The organism is Paenibacillus sp. 10L310, assembly GCF_056395745.1.
Genome location: NZ_JBFTKC010000005.1, coordinates 312,878 through 329,452, shown reverse-complemented (window position 1 = coordinate 329,452; position 16,575 = coordinate 312,878). Strand labels below are relative to the sequence as shown.

Below are 16,575 nucleotides of genomic sequence, written 5' to 3'. Positions count from 1 at the left end.
GCAGAATGCTGATATAACGACGAGCAGGTGATCAGAGTATGGATGCAGGTGATTTGAAAATATTTCAGGCGGTTGCCCGCGAAGGTAGTATCAGTAAAGCTGCGCTCTCACTTAATTATGTGCAGTCCAATGTAACAGCACGGATTAAACAGTTGGAGACCCAACTGCAAGTACCGCTATTTCATCGTTCCAATCGGGGGATGTCGCTTACACCAGCAGGCGAGAATCTGCTTGGGTATGCGGATAGAATATTAGAATTATTATATGAAGCAGAGCAGGCCACGCAAGTGGGTAACCCACCAGCTGGCATGCTTCGTCTGGGTGCCATAGAGACAGCAGCTTCTACTTTTCTGACGCCGCTCTTGGCTGAATATACTTCATGCTACCCGGAAGTACAGCATTCGCTTGTCACGGGTGGGACCCATGAACTGAACCAGAAGGTTATCCAACATGAATTGCATGGAGCCTTAATATATGGGCCGATTGATCATCCTGAGCTGAATTATATGAAGATGTATGACGAGGAATTGGTGTTGATCGCTGAACCTGGAGTACATGAGATGTACACGTTATTGTCCAGGCCGATGTTGTTTTTTGAGATCGGATGCACTCATCGCACTCAGGCGGAATCCTTTTTGAACGATCAGGGTATCCACACGCTTAACATCATGGAATATGGAACACTGGACACGATTCTGAATGGTGTATCTGCCGGGCTCGGCGTATCATTGCTGCCACGTTCTTCGGTTACCAAAGCAGAATTAAGAGGTGAGATCGCGGTGATGTCTTTGCCTGATCCCTATTGTCGGTTGGAAGTAGGATTTGTGTATTCCCGTGGTGAACATATATCTAGTGCACTCAGCGCTTTGGTTGAGATTATTACAGAACCAGACCTATAAGAGGTTGTTCAAAAGTCCGTTTATGAACATGCACTATAAAGGAGTGAGTGATCTTGAAAGAAACTGCGTTAACGTTGGGTGATGCATTTAATCAGGCAGACTTTATTGTAGGTGGTCATGGCAGTCGCCAAGTGAAGGTACTTCAGAACGTACTGGACCAGATCGATGGGGAGTTGTTCAGTGACCACTACGGGAACGGCCCACTCATTGAAGAATTTCAGCAACAGATGGCTGACGTTCTTGGCAAGGAATCGGCGGTATTTTTTCCAAGTGGAACGATGGCACAGCAGATTGCATTACGGATCTGGTGTGATCGTAAAGGGATAAAGCGAGTAGCTTACCACCCTCTGTGTCATCTTGAAATCCATGAGGAAGACGGACTGAAAGAGTTGCATCAGATTGAATCAATTTTACTTGCGGACAAGGATCGTTTGATTTGTTTGGAAGATGTACAAGCGCTTGATCAGGATATTGCCTGTCTGCTGCTGGAACTTCCGCAACGTGAGATTGGTGGGCAATTGCCAGCGTATGAAGAGTTGGAAGCGATCTCGGCCTATCGCCGTGAACGCGGGATTAAGCTACATCTGGACGGGGCACGCCTGTTTGAGATCACTCCTTATTATCAGAAAACGCCTGCGGAGATTTGCAGTTTGTTTGATACGGTGTATGTATCCTTTTATAAAGGCATTGGAGGTATTGCGGGGGCTATATTGGCGGGTGATCCGGATGTGATGCAAGAATCGAAAGTATGGAAACGTCGGCACGGCGGAGATCTGATCGGCCTGTATCCGTATATTCTGAGTTCTCAGTATTATTTCAATGAACGGATTGGCAAAATGGAGTTGTATTACAAGCAGGCTCAAGAACTAGCCTTCTTACTGAATGCGTGTCACGGGATACATACCTTACCCGAGGTACCGGTATCGAATATGTTCCATGTGCACTTTGCGCTCGCTGCTGCCGATGTTGAACCAATTCTTGTGCAAATGACTCAACAGTATGGCATAGGAATGACTTCATATCTGAACAAAACAAGTGGAAACAGCTGTGTCTTTGAACTGTCTACGGGTGATCGTTATGAGAAAGTTCCTCAGGACAAGCTGCGTGCAGCACTGGAATGGCTGGATCAAGAGTTGCGTAAACAGGTGAGATAAGAAGTTGATTTTAATGCTCGACTCTTGTTTGGGTAAGGTGTTGCGCTTCAAGGAGAACTATTGAATTCACAACGGCTGATCAGTGGAGAAAGGTATCTTAAGGGGGAGTTCAAGTGACGTCGATAGAATTGGAACCGATTCGTGATCTTTTGGTGAAGGCCTACGATACAACAATGGGAGATGGGTGTACTCCTGAGAAACAACAGAGCATTGAGGATTTTGAGCAAAAGCATAATGTAAAACTGCCCGCAGCGTATCGCGCACTTTTACTTGAGTTCGGTGCATGTAACTTCGGCGACCCTGCCTTGTATTCGGTGAAAGAACTGAGCTGGGCTTATCCGGATTTTTTGGAAGTATACCGTGAATATGAGAAAGAATACGAGCTGCCAGCTGACCTCCAGCCTTTCCCGATTGGTGGATTTGGTGAAGGAAGTATGGCTATACTGGATCAAAATTCAGGCAAGGTGCTGATGTTGATCCACGATGCAGGGGAAACTCCTCTGCGGGAGATTGCTGTGGACTTTAATGAATTGATGACGATGCTGGCTGAGTCGGCAATCTGGGTTCAGGAACAGATGAATTAACAAGGTAGACGGAAGGATGCGCAATCGGCTTATGGATATTCGGAAGTTAAGATACTTTATCACGGTGGCAGAAGAACTTCATTTTCACCGTGCAGCGGAAAAATTAAATATGACGCAACCACCGCTGAGCCAGCAGATTCAGAATTTAGAGGATGAGCTTGGCGTGAAGTTGTTGGAGCGCACCAGAAAAATGGTTCGTCTCACCCCGGCAGGTGCGGTATTTCTGGAACAGGCCAGGCTAATTATGGCCCAGCTCGAACGATCCATTCAGCTTACGCAAAAAGCAGATCAGGGCATCATCGGGCATATAACCATAGCCTTTGTGGATTCGGCTTCGGGGAGCATTATGGTGGATGTTCTTAGGAAATTTCGCGCTGCGTATCCTCAGATTGAATTGACGCTGCGTGAGATGACTTCATCCCAACAATTGCAGGCACTGGAAGACGGACAGATCCATATTGGATTTTTGCGATATCAGGAAGATACTCGTCATGTCTCGTTCCGCCCCTGCCAGATGGAAACGTTGATTGCTGTATTGCCAGATCATCACCCGAAGGCTTCTCAGACTCAAGTTTCAATTCGAGAACTGGCGGATGAAGATTTTATTTTATTCCCAAGGCATCTGGGTTCTCCGTTCCATCGTCTCGTTTTGGATTATTGCAGGGAGCATGGCGTAGACCCTCGAATTACACAGGAAGCGATCCAGATGTATACGATTGTGAATCTCGTTGCGGCGGGCATGGGCATTTCCATTGTCCCGTCATCGGTGGATGTGTTCCAGCGAAAGGGTGTAGTCTTTCTCCCATTAGAAGAAAATCCGCCCTCCGTACCGTTGTATACGGCATGGCGGACGGATATGAATCAGGAAGTAGTGTCCCGCTTTATGGGCATTGTTGATGAATGTGTTTAACCCGTCTTGGCTGGATCACGCTCAATCCACGGATTCAATATTTCATCAATACGAGTCATGATCGCAGGGTCCAGTTTCACACCAGAAGCTTTTACATTCTCCAATACCTGCTCCGGCCGGGATGCACCGATAATGACGGAACTAACATACGTATGCTGAAGAACCCACGCCACAGCGAGTTGGGGGAGAGTTAGACCAATCTCTTTAGCGAGTGGAACAAGTTGTTGCACAGCGGTAAGAACATCTTCACGTAACCACTGACCAGCCAGTTTATTGAAAAAGGGTGCTCCTGCCTCAGCAGCTGCACGTGATCCGGTGGGCAATGCTGCGTTAGGCGCATATTTGCCTGATAGTATACCCTGAGCAAGAGGAGACCATGTGATCTGTCCCAGTCCTGCTTGATCGCTTGCAGGTACGACTTCTTGCTCAATCACACGCCACAACATCGAATATTGGGGCTGACTTGCAATGAAGGGGACATGAAGTTCCCGCGCCAAAGCGGCTCCTCTTGCAATCTGATCTGCGTTCCATTCACTTACGCCAATGTAATGAACTTTGCCCTGACGCACCAGATCGGAGAATGCCAGAAAAGTCTCTTCCAGCGGAGTATTGTAGTCATAACGGTGAGCGTAATAGACATCGATATAATCCGTCTGTAGCCGCCGCAATGAACCATTGCAGGCTTCCATGATGTGTTTACGTGAAAGTCCGCGGTCATTATGACCTGTGCCGGTTGGGTGACAGACTTTGGTGCATAGTTCAATACTTTCTCTTCGTATATCCTTAAGAGCCTGTCCTAACACGGATTCAGCCTTGGTATTTGAGTATACGTCTGCGGTATCAAATGTGGTAATACCTGCATCCAATGCGGTTCGCACACAAGCTTCTGCTATTCCATCCTCGACTTGCGCTCCATGCGTAATCCAGTTGCCCAGTGAAATCTCACTGACGGTTAATCCACTGTTTCCTAATTTGCGATATTCCATTCATGTCGCCTCCCTAAGTCATCTGGACTCCATTGTAACAATGGCAGATTAATAGGTGAAATATCTTTTAACCTCATCTTTGATACGAAAAAAGTATCAGTGAATCTACATTTTCTCCTGGAGGTATTTGCGATAGAGAGCAGGCGTAATTTCCTCGAACTTTTTGAATATTTTGATAAAATATCCCGATTCATTAAATCCCAGCTCATCACTGATCTGTGAGACAGGCATGTCGGTGACCTCCAGCAATTGTTTGGCCCACTTAATTTTGAGTTTAGCCAGGTAGGTTGTGAAGTTTTCACCCGTTTCCTTGGCAAACAGTCTGCTGAAATAACTCGGACTCAGGTGGCATAGATCGGCCATTTGTTTGAGTGAAACTTGTTCACTCTTGTGACTGTGAATGTATTCAAAAGCAGGCTGAAGCACCGGGCTGGAGCTTTCCGTGTCACTTGGGCTGTTCTTCAGATAAGCATCCGCTATCGCATTGGTCATCTCTTTTTTGATCGACTCGATATTACGAATGGAGTAACCCGGCAGAATGGTGGAGAGGTTTAGAGTCTCCTGATTGCCTGAAGCTTTTTCGAACATTTCAACTAACAGATTTTTGTTTAGCGCTTCTTCCACAATGTAGTTGCAGAGCAGGGATAACATGTTAGAGATTTTCACAATCTCTTCATAGGTCATCACAGGTAGCTGGGCGTAATCATCCTTTAATTCCTCCAGCTTGGCTGCATGCATGGGTACGTTTTTGGACGTGACAATTTGCTCCAAGTCGCTACCCTTTTCCGGATCGGCGAGTTTCACTTGTCCTGCCATGACGGCGCCGATATATTTGCCATCAATCGTGATCGGAATCGCGATATCTATAATATTGAAATGGCATAAATACACATAAGGTTCATTCAATCGAACGGCTTCCAGACCACCGCGTGAATCACATTTTTGACAGTAGGGGAGAAGCTCCGGGTCTTTACGGACATTCTGGCAGAAAGCCTGACAGCTGCTGTGACTGGTTACGGGAATGCCTTTATAATCAACGGTGAGGATCGCCAGTTTGGTTACTGTTGCGAGAGAATCTTGTAGACGCTTCCATTTATTTAGGTCCAGAATTTTATTGATATGCAGATATTCTTTGATCATTGGTGCAACCTCCATAGGCTAACCAGATTCATAATTTAGGCCGTTAAAAGTTAGCAAGTTGTACATATTAAGATGTAATGATGACGGGTAATGTATAATGGGAGGTCAAAATTCAACCATCTCATGACAATAAGATACCATGATTGTGCCAAAAAGCAAAAAATTACGATTGTAAATTATAATAATTTGTTATCAAAGTCCACTGTAAACCTGTTGCTCATGCGTTATATTAAGGTCAATTGTAAGAAATTAAAATTTGATGTAATCACTACACTATTTCATATCCTTAGGAGGCATATAATATTATGAGAAAAGCATTTATCAGCCCAACCAAATATGTACAAGGCGAAGACGAGTTGTTGAACCTGGGGTACTTTGTTAAATCCTTCGGAGAATCTGCTTTGCTGATTGCACATCCAGATGATGTACAGCGTGTCAAAGCAAAGCTGGATGCAACAGCCGAGAAATTTAATATTACGTTTGTTGAAAGCGGTTTTAAAGGGGAATGTTCCCGTGAGGAAGTTGCTCGTCTGCAAGCGATCGCGAAGGAAAAAGGATGTGACTCTACCATCGGTCTTGGTGGTGGTAAAGCCATTGATGCGGCTAAATGTGTAGCTGAAGGCGAAGCACTGATCATCTGCCCAACGATTGCGGCAACAGACGCACCAACAAGTCACTCCGCTGTATTGTACACACCGGACGGTTCTTTCGATGACTATGCTTACTTCAAACAAAGCCCAAGTGTGGTTCTCGTTGATACAACTGTAATTGCCAATGCACCAACACGTTTCCTCGTATCCGGTATGGGAGATGCGCTCTCTACATACTTCGAAGCAAGAGCAACAGCAAAATCCTATTCCCGTGTAAACGCAAGTCTGCCAATGGGTTCCCGCGAAGGATATACCCCATCTGCAGTAGGTACCAATGCGGCGCTTGCACTGGCAAAACTGTGTTATGAAATGTTGCTGACTGACGGTGCAAAAGCAAAAGTAGCCAGTGACAGCAACGTCGTGACTCAGGCGCTGGAAAATATCGTTGAGACCAACATTCTGTTGTCTGGTCTTGGATTCGAAAGTGGCGGTCTGGCCGCAGCACATGCAATCCACAACGGTTTGACTGTTCTGGAAGGCACACATCATTTCTTTCACGGTGAAAAAGTATCCTTCGGTACAATCGCACAACTCGTCCTTGAAAATGCACCAACCGAAGAGCTCCATGAAGTCATGGACTTCTGTCTCGAAGTGGGACTGCCGATCAGCTTGGCGGATATCGGTGTAGATACGATTAGTCAGGAAGAACTGTTGAAAGTGGCAGAGATCGCTTGTATTCCGGAAGAATCCATTCACGCCATGCCGTTCCCAATCACCGTTCCTGAAGTAGCTGCTGCCATTGCAGCGGCTGACCGCATGGGCCGTGAGTACAAAGCAGCTCGCCGGGAGGTAAAATAATGAAGAAAATTATTAACCAGGCCGAACATGTTGTTATGGAAATGTGCAACGGGATTGCGCTTGCACACCCGGAGCTTGAATTTCTGAAAAAATATAAAGTCATTAAACGCAGAGAGATTCAGGCCGATAAAGTCAGCCTGATCAGTGGCGGAGGCAGCGGACATGAACCGGCTCACGCTGGTTATGTGGGTAAAGGCATGCTGGATGCAGCGGTGTGTGGAGATGTATTCGCATCTCCTTCCCAAATCCAGGTGTATCAAGCGATCAAGGCAACAGCCAGCAACAAGGGGACACTCCTGATCATCAAGAACTACAGCGGCGACATGATGAATTTCAAGAATGCAGCACATCTGGCTGAAGAAGATGGCATCAACGTACAGTATGTACGTGTTGAGGATGACATCGCTGTACAAGACAGTTTGTATACCGTTGGACGTCGCGGTGTTGCCGGAACTGTACTGGTTCACAAGATTGCCGGAGCAGCGGCCGAAGAAGGCCGCAGTCTGGCAGATGTGAAATCCGTTGCTGAGAAAGCAGCTCAGAACGTGCGCAGTATTGGTTTTGGATTCACATCCTGTACGGTGCCCGCCAAAGGCACGCCTACATTCGAAATTGCTGAAGATGAGATGGAATTCGGCGTAGGGATTCATGGTGAGCCAGGGATTCGCCGGGAGAAAATCGTATCGGCTGATGAATTGGCAGGACGTATGGTCGAAGCATTGCTCGCAGACATGAAGCTGGATAAGGATGCATCCGCTGAGATTGCGGTGCTCGTGAATGGTTTTGGTGCAACGCCACTGCAAGAACTGTATCTGCTCAACAATTCCGTTCAGCGTGAGCTTGCTGGACATGCAGGTCTGAAGGTCGCTACTACGTTTGTAGGCAACTACATGACAAGTATCGATATGGCGGGTGCGTCGGTTACGATCCTGAAACTGGATGATGAACTAAAAACGCTGTTGTTCAAGGAAAGTGATACACCTGCATTTAAAGTATCCGGCCCTCCAGCAGCACAAGTGGCGTATTCCGAAGCGCTGGAAGCTGTTGTGGGTGAAGACGCTCCTGTATCTTACGAAGTGGAGACGGATGCATCAGCTGCGGTCATCAAAGGCAATCAATTTTCACTGGACAATGTCGTCTATCTGATCGATAAAATGGGTGAGATCATCATCAAGAATGAAGTACCATTCTGTGAATTGGATTCCCATGCCGGTGATGGCGATTTCGGTATGAGTGTGGCAAAAGGCTTCCGCCAGTTGAAACGCGAATGGAATCACATCATTAACGAAGATAAAAAAGACATCGGATCATTCCTCGATGCATGTTCCTTGGTCATCATGGAATATTGTGGCGGCGCATCCGGCCCAATCTGGGGTTCGGCATTCCGTGCGGCTGGCAAAGCAGTAGGGGATAAACAGCAATTAAACGTTGCTGAATTTGCTGAGATGATCCATGCAGCGGTGCAAGGGATTCAGTCTACAGGAGAACGTTCCTTCGGACGTGGTGCCGTTGTAGGTGATAAAACCTTGATCGATGCACTCGTTCCGTGTGCCGATTCCTGGACTCAAAGTGCGGAGTCTGGCGATGACTTCAAAACAGCATTTGCCAAAGGTGCAGCAGCCGCCGTTGAAGGTGCGAAGAAAACCGAAGACATCGTGGCACGTATGGGACGTGCAGGTGCCGTCGGTGATCGTAGTCTGGGCTACCCGGATGCTGGTGCGTATGCGCTGGGTGTTATTTTCACAGAATTATCTGAGTCGATGAAATAAGAATGTTGGTGAAAAATCAGATCATTTCGATGAGAAATATAAAAGTATAAAGTGTTCTTACCGCAAAAGAAGTATCACACAGTGATGCTTCTTTTTTTGTATTGAAATGTCGATTTTTATGCATATAAATACATACAATGGAATATTTGGTTCATAATTTCGCCATGAATTAAAACAATTAGGTTGTTGAAAATGCCTTCTAACTTGTTATAATATAACCTATTGATATTGATAATCACTATCATTTGTTGTTTTGTTACTCAGCACTACAGTGAAAAGGGGTTAAGTTTTTCTCTAAAATTTACGTCTGAGGAGGTATATGATACTGAGTTTATCCAACACAGTACGCTGCGTTGGAATCCAAATTTTCTAAATCTAGGGGGATATAAATTAAATGAGAAAGTCTATTTATTCAAAATTAATGTTTATCATGGTTGCAGCTTTAACTTTGGTGTTGGCAGCTTGTTCAAGTAATGAACCTGCTTCGACGGATACTGCGAATACAGAGGCTGCAACTTCCGATGCTGCTGCTACAGCCACAACAGTTGAAATTACGGATGCTCATGGAACGGTAACTGTGCCTGTAAATCCAACGAAGGTCGTTGCTCTGGATAACAGAACATTTGAGACTCTGTCCACTTGGGGCGTCAAATTGGCAGCAGCGCCGAAGGATGTAATGCCTGCGGATTCACCATATGTGGCGGATGAATCGGTACAAAATATTGGGAATCACCGCGAACCAAACCTTGAACTATTGGCATCAATACAGCCTGATCTTGTCATTGTTGGTCAACGGTTTGCTAGTTACTATGAAGACATCAAAAAATTAGTACCTAATGCAGCAGTGATCGACCTTAATATTGAGCTTGAAGAAACAGCATCACCTGGAGAAAACTTTGTTAATGGACTTAAAGATGCAACAACCAATTTGGGAAAAGTTTTTGAGAAGCAAGAAGAAGCTGCCCAACTGATTGCTGATTTTGATAAAGCTATTGAAGAAGCTAAGGCCGCTTATAACGGTGAAGATAAAATTATGAGTGTTGTCGTTTCTGGTGGAAACATCGGTTTCTCGGCTCCTCTTACTGGACGTGTGTGGGGACCATTGTATGACATTTTCGGCTGGGTTCCGGCACTAGAAGTGGACAAATCTTCTTCTGATCATCAAGGTGATGATATTTCTGTTGAAGCGATTGCCCAAAGTAATCCAGATTGGATTTTCGTACTGGATCGGGATGCAGCTGTATCTGCTGAAGAAGGTGCCGTTCCGGCTCAAGACGTTATTGATAACTCACCTGCTCTGAAAAACACCACTGCTATTACTCAAAAACAAATCGTTTATGCTCCAAACGATACGTACACCAATGAATCCATCGAAACTTTCTTGGAGTTGATTAACAACCTTACGAAAGCTTTAGCTAAACAGTAAAAAGGAGTATGCTGCAGTGCAGAAAAATTTAATACCAAAATTAGCTGGGGTTGAGAATTCTCAACCCCAGCGTCATAATCCGAAAAAGCTATGGACTATACCTTTTATCATTGCGATTATAGCCACTATTATTTTAGGCATTACCTCACTGCTTATTGGAGTCTACGACATACGAGGACAAGCGGATGGAATGGAGATGTTCTTCATTACTCGTGTCCCAAGAACTGTTGCATTAATGCTTACCGGTGCCGCCATGGCAATGGCAGGACTGGTCATGCAGCTTATTACACAGAATCGCTTGGTGGAACCTACGACAACAGGAACAATGGAATGGTCAGGACTGGGGATCATGTTTATTTATCTGGTCTTTCCTGCTCCGAGCTTAACGCTAAGAATGACTGGTGCAATCATTTTTTCTTTTATAGGAACGATGATTTTTTTTATGTTTCTAAAGAAAGTTAAGCTCCGTTCGTCCTTAGTTGTCCCGATTATTGGAATGATGCTTGGAGCTGTCATTTCTGCATTTTCAACTTTCGTGGGGCTTGTGTTCCAAATGACTCAAAATATCGAAAGCTGGTTTGCAGGCTCCTTCTCATCTGTGCAAATTGGCAGGTATGAATATTTATGGCTTATTGTATTGGTGACTATTCTTATATTTGTTTTTGCTGATCGGCTGACACTAGCCGGACTAGGGGAAGATGTCGCTACCAGTCTTGGCGTAAATTATGACAGGATCATTCTTTTGGGTACTGCGCTTATTTCACTAGCCGTTGGAATCGTTGCAGCGGTCATTGGGAACTTGCCTTTTCTAGGGTTAATTGTCCCCAATATTGTCTCCATGTTTAGGGGTGACGATCTCAGGAGCAATTTGCCATGGGTGTGCTTATTAGGGATGGGCAGCATCATTGTGTGTGATATCCTGTCTCGTGTCATTATTATGCCTTTTGAAATACCTGTCTCGATGATCCTTGGAACAGTGGGAGCCGTCGTATTCATTGTCATTTTGTTAAGACAAAGGCGGTCAACAAGGAGGGTAAGATGAGCGACTTAGCAAGTAGAAATCCACTAAATATCGAAATCGATTCTAGCCGTCGTCCTAAAAAAAGATCAGCTAGAGCCTTCCGTACCAAGAAAGAAGAAAAGCGCTATTGGATTTTGCTGATAACATTAATTGTTCTGGGCGTTTTTGCATCAGTTGGACTGCTGATTTATAATAATCCGGTCCCAGTGTCTTCGCCTTCTTTCATACCTGTTGTTACAAGAAGGGTAGTTGCTCTGGTTTCAATGCTGATCGCTGCAATTTGCCAAAGTTTATCCACGGTTGCTTTTCAATCGATTACGAATAACAGAATTATAACTCCGTCTCTTTTAGGTTTTGATGCTATTTATTCAACCATTCATACGAGTACTATATTTTTCCTTGGTGCTACGGTATTTGTGAATTTTAGCGGTGTGGATTCCTTTTTATATCAAGTTGTTGCAATGGTCATCATGTGTTTAATCCTTTATGGATGGCTGCTTTCCGGAAAATACGGAAATTTACAACTTCTGCTTCTAGTCGGTATTATCATTGGGACCGGGCTGAGATCCGTATCTTCATTTATGAGAAGACTTCTTGCACCGTCTGAGTTTGATATTTTGCAGGCAAGAATGTTTGCTTCCGTGAATAATGCGGATTCTGCCTATTTCCCGATTGCGATTCCTATCGTCATCATTGCAGCAATTCTGCTGCTTGCTAATGCCAAGAGGTTAAATGTATTGTCGCTGGGTAAGGATGTCTCGACTTCTTTGGGAACTAAACATCAAAGTAGTGTGATTTATACACTGGTCCTGGTTTCCATTTTGATGGCCATTTCGACGGCTTTGGTTGGACCACTTACATTCTATGGATTTTTAGTTGCGATTTTGAGTTATCAGGCCGCGCAAACCTATGATCACAGATATGTTTTCCCAATGGCACTGGCGATAGGGTTTGTGATCTTAACCGGTGCATACTTTGTTATGAATCATGTTTTCAATGCCCAAGGTGTTGTTTCCATTATTATAGAATTGGTTGGCGGACTAACATTTTTAATTGTGATTTTAAGGAAGGGTTCTTTATGATACAGATCAATAATGTCAAAAAAACCTATGCAGCCGAGGTAGAGATAGGCCCTTTGAATATTCATATACCCAAAGCCGGTCTTACTTCTTTAATTGGACCCAACGGTGCGGGGAAATCGACGACACTTCTGATGATCGGAAGACTTTTGGATTTGGACGAAGGTCAGATCAAGGTTGCCAATATGGATGTTTCCACATCCAAATCAAGGGATCTGGCCAAGATTATAACGGTTTTACGACAAGAAAATCATTTTGTCACAAGGCTTACCGTTAGACAACTTGCCGGATTCGGACGTTTTCCTTATTCTAAGGGAAGATTAACGGATGAGGATGAAGCTATTATTTCTAAATATATTGATTTTCTAGACTTAACTGCTCTGGAAAATAGATATCTAGATGAGCTTTCTGGTGGCCAAAGGCAAAGAGCCTATGTAGCTATGGTGTTGTGTCAGGAGACGGAATATGTACTTTTGGACGAGCCTTTGAACAATCTGGATGTTGCGCGTTCTGTTCGAATGATGGAGCATTTGAGATATGCCGCTAATGAATTTGGAAGAACCATTCTGACGGTTATGCATGATATCAATTTTGCCGCCAAATATTCGGATCGAATATGTGCCATGAAAGATGGTCAAATCGCCGCTTTTGGAACCGTAGATGAAGTGATGGACCCCGAAATTTTAACAGATATTTTTGAAACGAAAATTGAAATTATTGATGGTCCTTACGGGCCGATAGCGATCTATTAGCTACAAGATTTAATGAAAAGTTGTTTGTTAAAATGGTTTTCAGAAAGTAGAGTGATTATTCACTCTTCTTTTTTTTATTAAAGTCGAACAAGACAGTTTGAAAGTTTATCTTAAAAACATCATAGAATGATAAGCCTTTACCAGAAGCATCTTCCTGCAAACGTTCCTTTCTCGATTAATAGCTATTTTCGCTCACAGAGTAATCTTTTGGATAGAAAAAGGGGATACTCTATGCCATAAATTGGCTTGAGGGTTCCAGATAGTGTAATCTGGAGATTATGAAAACCCATTTGAACGAGAAGGGATCGGGATGATTCAATGACGCAAAAAATCTATTATGACTCTGCTTATACAAGAGAGTGGCATACAACGATTACAGGCAGAGTAGACAAGGAAGACGGCGTATATGTCACGCTGGCGGAGACTGCTTTTTACCCGCATGGGGGCGGACAACCTTGTGATCTGGGACAAATTGGTGGCATCGCTGTTCTGGATGTGAACATTGAAGATGGCGAAGTATGGCATAAGCTGGAACGCACCCCTGAAGAGACTGAGGTACATTGTGAGATTGACTGGGAGCGCAGATTCGATCATATGCAGCAGCATACGGGTCAGCATTTGTTATCGGCAATCACTCTAAAGCTGACTGAAGCGATGACCCTCAGTTTCCATCTCGGTACGGAGTATGACACGATTGATGTGGCTACGGCTGAACTGGGAGCGAATCAATTAACCGCCATTGAACAAGAAGTGAATCGTCAGATCTATCGTAACGCTCGCATCAACACGTCTTGGGTTACAGCAGAAGAGGCTGCACAGTTACCATTGGTGAAGCAACCTACGGTAACGGAAGACATTCGCATCGTCGAGATCGAGGGTGTGGAGTATAACGCCTGCGGTGGAACGCATGTGTCGGCGACAGGTGAGATTGGGATCATCAAACTGTTGAAAACTGAAAAAGTGAAGGGCGGTACCCGCATTTATTTCAAATGTGGAACAAGGGCCCTGAATGAATTCACATCCACACAAAACGTGCTCAATAGCATCATGGTTAAATTAAAGACCAGCAAGGACGAATTGTTGGAGCGTATTGAGAAAATGGAACTGGAGCAAAAGCAGTTGCAAACTGAGCTGAATGCAGTGAAAACAACCAATGATGCCTATTATGCGGAGGAACTTCTGGCCGCTCGGCAAGGGCTGGTAATTGCTCAGGTCTTTGAAGACAAATCGCTCAAGGATATGCAGAGTCTTGCTACCAAGCTGACGGCAGACCATGAAGGCCTTGTTCTGTTCGCCAGCATCTCAGAGGCCAAAGTGGTTCTTGCACAGAACGGACAGCCGCCTGAATGGGCTTGTGGACCTTTCTTCAAAGGTAATCTTGGAGCCTATCAAGGCAAAGGTGGAGGTAGTGAAAAGATGGCTCAGGCAGGCTTTGCCAGCAGTGAAGATGCGCTTGCCTTTTACGAATTTACCAAGGACCAGTTGGGACATCACTGATTCGTATTTTCCTTTATGGTACACGCAGGTATTTAAATATGGAGTAAGGGACAAGCACGTCACGTTGTGGCGTGTTTGTCATGGCATGATGAAGCGAGCAGATAGTAGAGGGGGTGGAGGGATGACAGAACGAATTCCGTGTATACGGGAAGGGTGTGCAAATACCATTTTACCAGCAACAGCGTTGAAAACGGGTGGTTATTGTATGCCTTGCAAGCAGGAGATGGAAAGCGAGGAGCGTCAGAGATACATTGAAGCGAATCGACGTGACGTGAACTTGTATGCAGGTATTACAGACCCAGTCGAAATTTTGAAAATCATGCACAAACCTCAGGTTCGCGATCCACTAATTCGTTATACGCTCTATGAACAATCCGAGGAACAGGTATATCTATCTTTGTCTGTAGAGCAACAAGATCAGATGAAGGATTACGCGATGCAACGGATTTGTACAGGTGATGAAGATACGGGCAAAGACATTCTGGTATATCTGGTCTGCTACCATGATATATCGTTGACTGCCGAAATTCCTGAGGTGCTGGAACAAGAGATCTATTATCCTGCCATTTTGTATAAAAGTGCCTCGGGTGAGGTTCGTGATCATCTCTTACAGCAGGTGAATACCGATGATGAGAATCGGAACCACATATTGCTCATGCTGGCCCATATCGGAGATGATGTTGTCGTGCGGCAGTTCCGGCAGTGGAGACAATCTCCTCCATCTTGGGCGAACGAATTATACGTGGCACCTGAGCATTACACCACTGAAGCTGGTTGGGAGCTTACAAAAGACGGGCAGCGCAGGGAATTATTCATCACCCCAAGTTATTCACTCTATAAAGTAAAAGAGAATGAAGGACCTAACGTGGAGTTAACCGGAAGTTCACTATCGATGCTGAACCCTAGCACCAATTGCTGTCCATGGTGTGGCAATGCGTTAACCACCTTAATTAGTCTGGATGTTAAGCATCCAGCATTGAATGACGTTTCTTGGCATGCTCAGCAACTTCAGATACAGACTTGCGTGATATGCAGCAGTTACGGTGTGGTTTACATGGAGCTGGACGTAGCAGGAGAACCGTTATGGAGTTCACATAATGTCATGCCTGCGGGAATGGAAGAGATTGACCTGGACGACTATGGTAAACTTGCACCGGATGTTGGCCAGAAGTTTGGGATTGCGAATGCATCGCGTCATGCATTCCATGCCAGTGAGTGGGCGATGGAGCCATCGTTATCTCAGGTCGGCGGCCATCCGGGATGGGTTCAAGATGCGGAGTACCCAACATGTCCACGCTGTTCCACGAGAATGAAAGCTGTCGCACAACTGGACTGGGGCGAGGTTGAGAAATATGGTGAGGGTATGTATTACATGTTCATATGTGAGCCATGTCAGATGACCGCCGTATCGTACCAGCAATCTTGATGGTGGAAGCTAGTATAAAACATTATAAGCAATTATAAGCAGTCATCTTATTATGATATTACACCGCTTTTAAGGTTGGAATGACAGTAGTAGACAGACTATAACCAAGGGGCATCCCGAAGTTCTTGGAACTTCATGGGATGCCCCTTTGCCCTGCGCAGGATGGATGTGAGATATCTTTGCTATAGCCAGTCGTTTATGCTGTTTATTTAGCCGCCAGAGTGAGAATGGGTTATTTTTTCTACGTGCAGAGGCCGCTTGTCGTACTCACACAGTCTAACGAACCTAGCACATCTTATTGGGTGAATTTACAGCACTGTAGAATTCTAACGAATCATAGCCACTCTATTTCTCCAATTGTCATGGTTTTTCGAAGAAAATCGAAGGGGGTTTCTGTAATAAGACTGCTGAGATTCGTTAGAATTTCATATGTTTTTAAAACTGCGATATAAGGTATGTCCGATTCGTTAGCGCTTGCCACAAA

General features: G+C 44.9%; 14 protein-coding genes. 12 read left to right on the top strand and 2 right to left on the bottom strand.

The window, feature by feature from the left end:
• Positions 1–38 precede the first annotated feature (38 nt).
• From AC1DE7_RS15185 to AC1DE7_RS15170, 4 genes are all read left to right on the top strand, one after another.
• Entirely contained in the window at positions 39–899 is an 861-nt protein-coding gene (locus AC1DE7_RS15185) for a LysR family transcriptional regulator (RefSeq protein ID WP_101314612.1), read from the top strand.
• Between the two features lie 53 nt (positions 900–952).
• Positions 953–2,053, top strand: coding sequence for a threonine aldolase family protein (locus AC1DE7_RS15180; protein ID WP_477534721.1), 1,101 nt, complete (start codon positions 953–955; stop codon positions 2,051–2,053).
• A 113-nt stretch (positions 2,054–2,166) separates the two neighbouring features.
• Positions 2,167–2,637, top strand: a complete 471-nt coding sequence (locus AC1DE7_RS15175) for an SMI1/KNR4 family protein (protein ID WP_127550479.1) — start codon at positions 2,167–2,169, stop codon at positions 2,635–2,637.
• Between the two features lie 31 nt (positions 2,638–2,668).
• Positions 2,669–3,547 (top strand): LysR family transcriptional regulator, encoded by an 879-nt coding sequence (locus AC1DE7_RS15170; protein ID WP_127550536.1) that lies wholly within the window; start codon positions 2,669–2,671, stop codon positions 3,545–3,547.
• Here AC1DE7_RS15170 and AC1DE7_RS15165 read toward each other — a convergent pair.
• Both AC1DE7_RS15165 and AC1DE7_RS15160 read right to left on the bottom strand, forming a co-directional pair.
• Positions 3,544–4,533 carry an aldo/keto reductase family protein gene (locus AC1DE7_RS15165; RefSeq protein ID WP_253505796.1) on the bottom strand — a complete coding sequence of 330 codons (990 nt, stop codon included), beginning with the start codon at positions 4,531–4,533 and terminating at the stop codon, positions 3,544–3,546. The two genes, AC1DE7_RS15170 and AC1DE7_RS15165, sit on opposite strands and share 4 nt — an antisense overlap.
• A gap of 105 nt (positions 4,534–4,638) precedes the next feature.
• Positions 4,639–5,673 (bottom strand): PocR ligand-binding domain-containing protein, encoded by a 1,035-nt coding sequence (locus AC1DE7_RS15160; protein WP_036606178.1) that lies wholly within the window; start codon positions 5,671–5,673, stop codon positions 4,639–4,641.
• A gap of 305 nt (positions 5,674–5,978) precedes the next feature.
• On the opposite strand from AC1DE7_RS15160, the gene AC1DE7_RS15155 reads away from it, so the two are divergent.
• The 8 genes from AC1DE7_RS15155 to AC1DE7_RS15120 all read left to right on the top strand — a co-directional run bounded on the left by AC1DE7_RS15155 (position 5,979) and on the right by AC1DE7_RS15120 (position 16,091).
• Complete coding sequence (locus AC1DE7_RS15155) at positions 5,979–7,121, top strand: glycerol dehydrogenase (RefSeq protein ID WP_017690500.1); 1,143 nt, start codon at positions 5,979–5,981, stop codon at positions 7,119–7,121.
• A complete protein-coding gene (gene dhaK / locus AC1DE7_RS15150; protein WP_405158587.1) occupies positions 7,121–8,890 on the top strand; it encodes a dihydroxyacetone kinase subunit DhaK in 1,770 nt (589 codons plus the stop codon). The genes AC1DE7_RS15155 and dhaK overlap by 1 nt, the downstream gene beginning before the upstream one ends.
• Before the next feature lie 394 nt (positions 8,891–9,284).
• Complete coding sequence (locus AC1DE7_RS15145; RefSeq protein WP_127550473.1) at positions 9,285–10,316, top strand: siderophore ABC transporter substrate-binding protein; 1,032 nt, start codon at positions 9,285–9,287, stop codon at positions 10,314–10,316.
• Positions 10,317–10,347: 31 nt separating this feature from the next.
• Positions 10,348–11,358, top strand: a complete 1,011-nt coding sequence (locus AC1DE7_RS15140) for an ABC transporter permease (protein WP_372238406.1) — start codon at positions 10,348–10,350, stop codon at positions 11,356–11,358.
• Positions 11,355–12,419: an iron chelate uptake ABC transporter family permease subunit gene (locus tag AC1DE7_RS15135; RefSeq protein ID WP_477534720.1), complete on the top strand. Its 1,065-nt coding sequence runs from the start codon at positions 11,355–11,357 to the stop codon at positions 12,417–12,419. Before AC1DE7_RS15140 ends, AC1DE7_RS15135 begins: the two co-directional genes overlap by 4 nt.
• Positions 12,416–13,168 (top strand): iron ABC transporter ATP-binding protein, encoded by a 753-nt coding sequence (locus AC1DE7_RS15130; protein ID WP_101314621.1) that lies wholly within the window; start codon positions 12,416–12,418, stop codon positions 13,166–13,168. Before AC1DE7_RS15135 ends, AC1DE7_RS15130 begins: the two co-directional genes overlap by 4 nt.
• Before the next feature lie 318 nt (positions 13,169–13,486).
• Positions 13,487–14,665 (top strand): alanyl-tRNA editing protein, encoded by a 1,179-nt coding sequence (locus tag AC1DE7_RS15125; RefSeq protein ID WP_282319332.1) that lies wholly within the window; start codon positions 13,487–13,489, stop codon positions 14,663–14,665.
• 121 nt (positions 14,666–14,786) lie between these two features.
• Positions 14,787–16,091: a DUF1963 domain-containing protein gene (locus tag AC1DE7_RS15120; RefSeq protein WP_477534719.1), complete on the top strand. Its 1,305-nt coding sequence runs from the start codon at positions 14,787–14,789 to the stop codon at positions 16,089–16,091.
• Positions 16,092–16,575 lie beyond the last annotated feature (484 nt).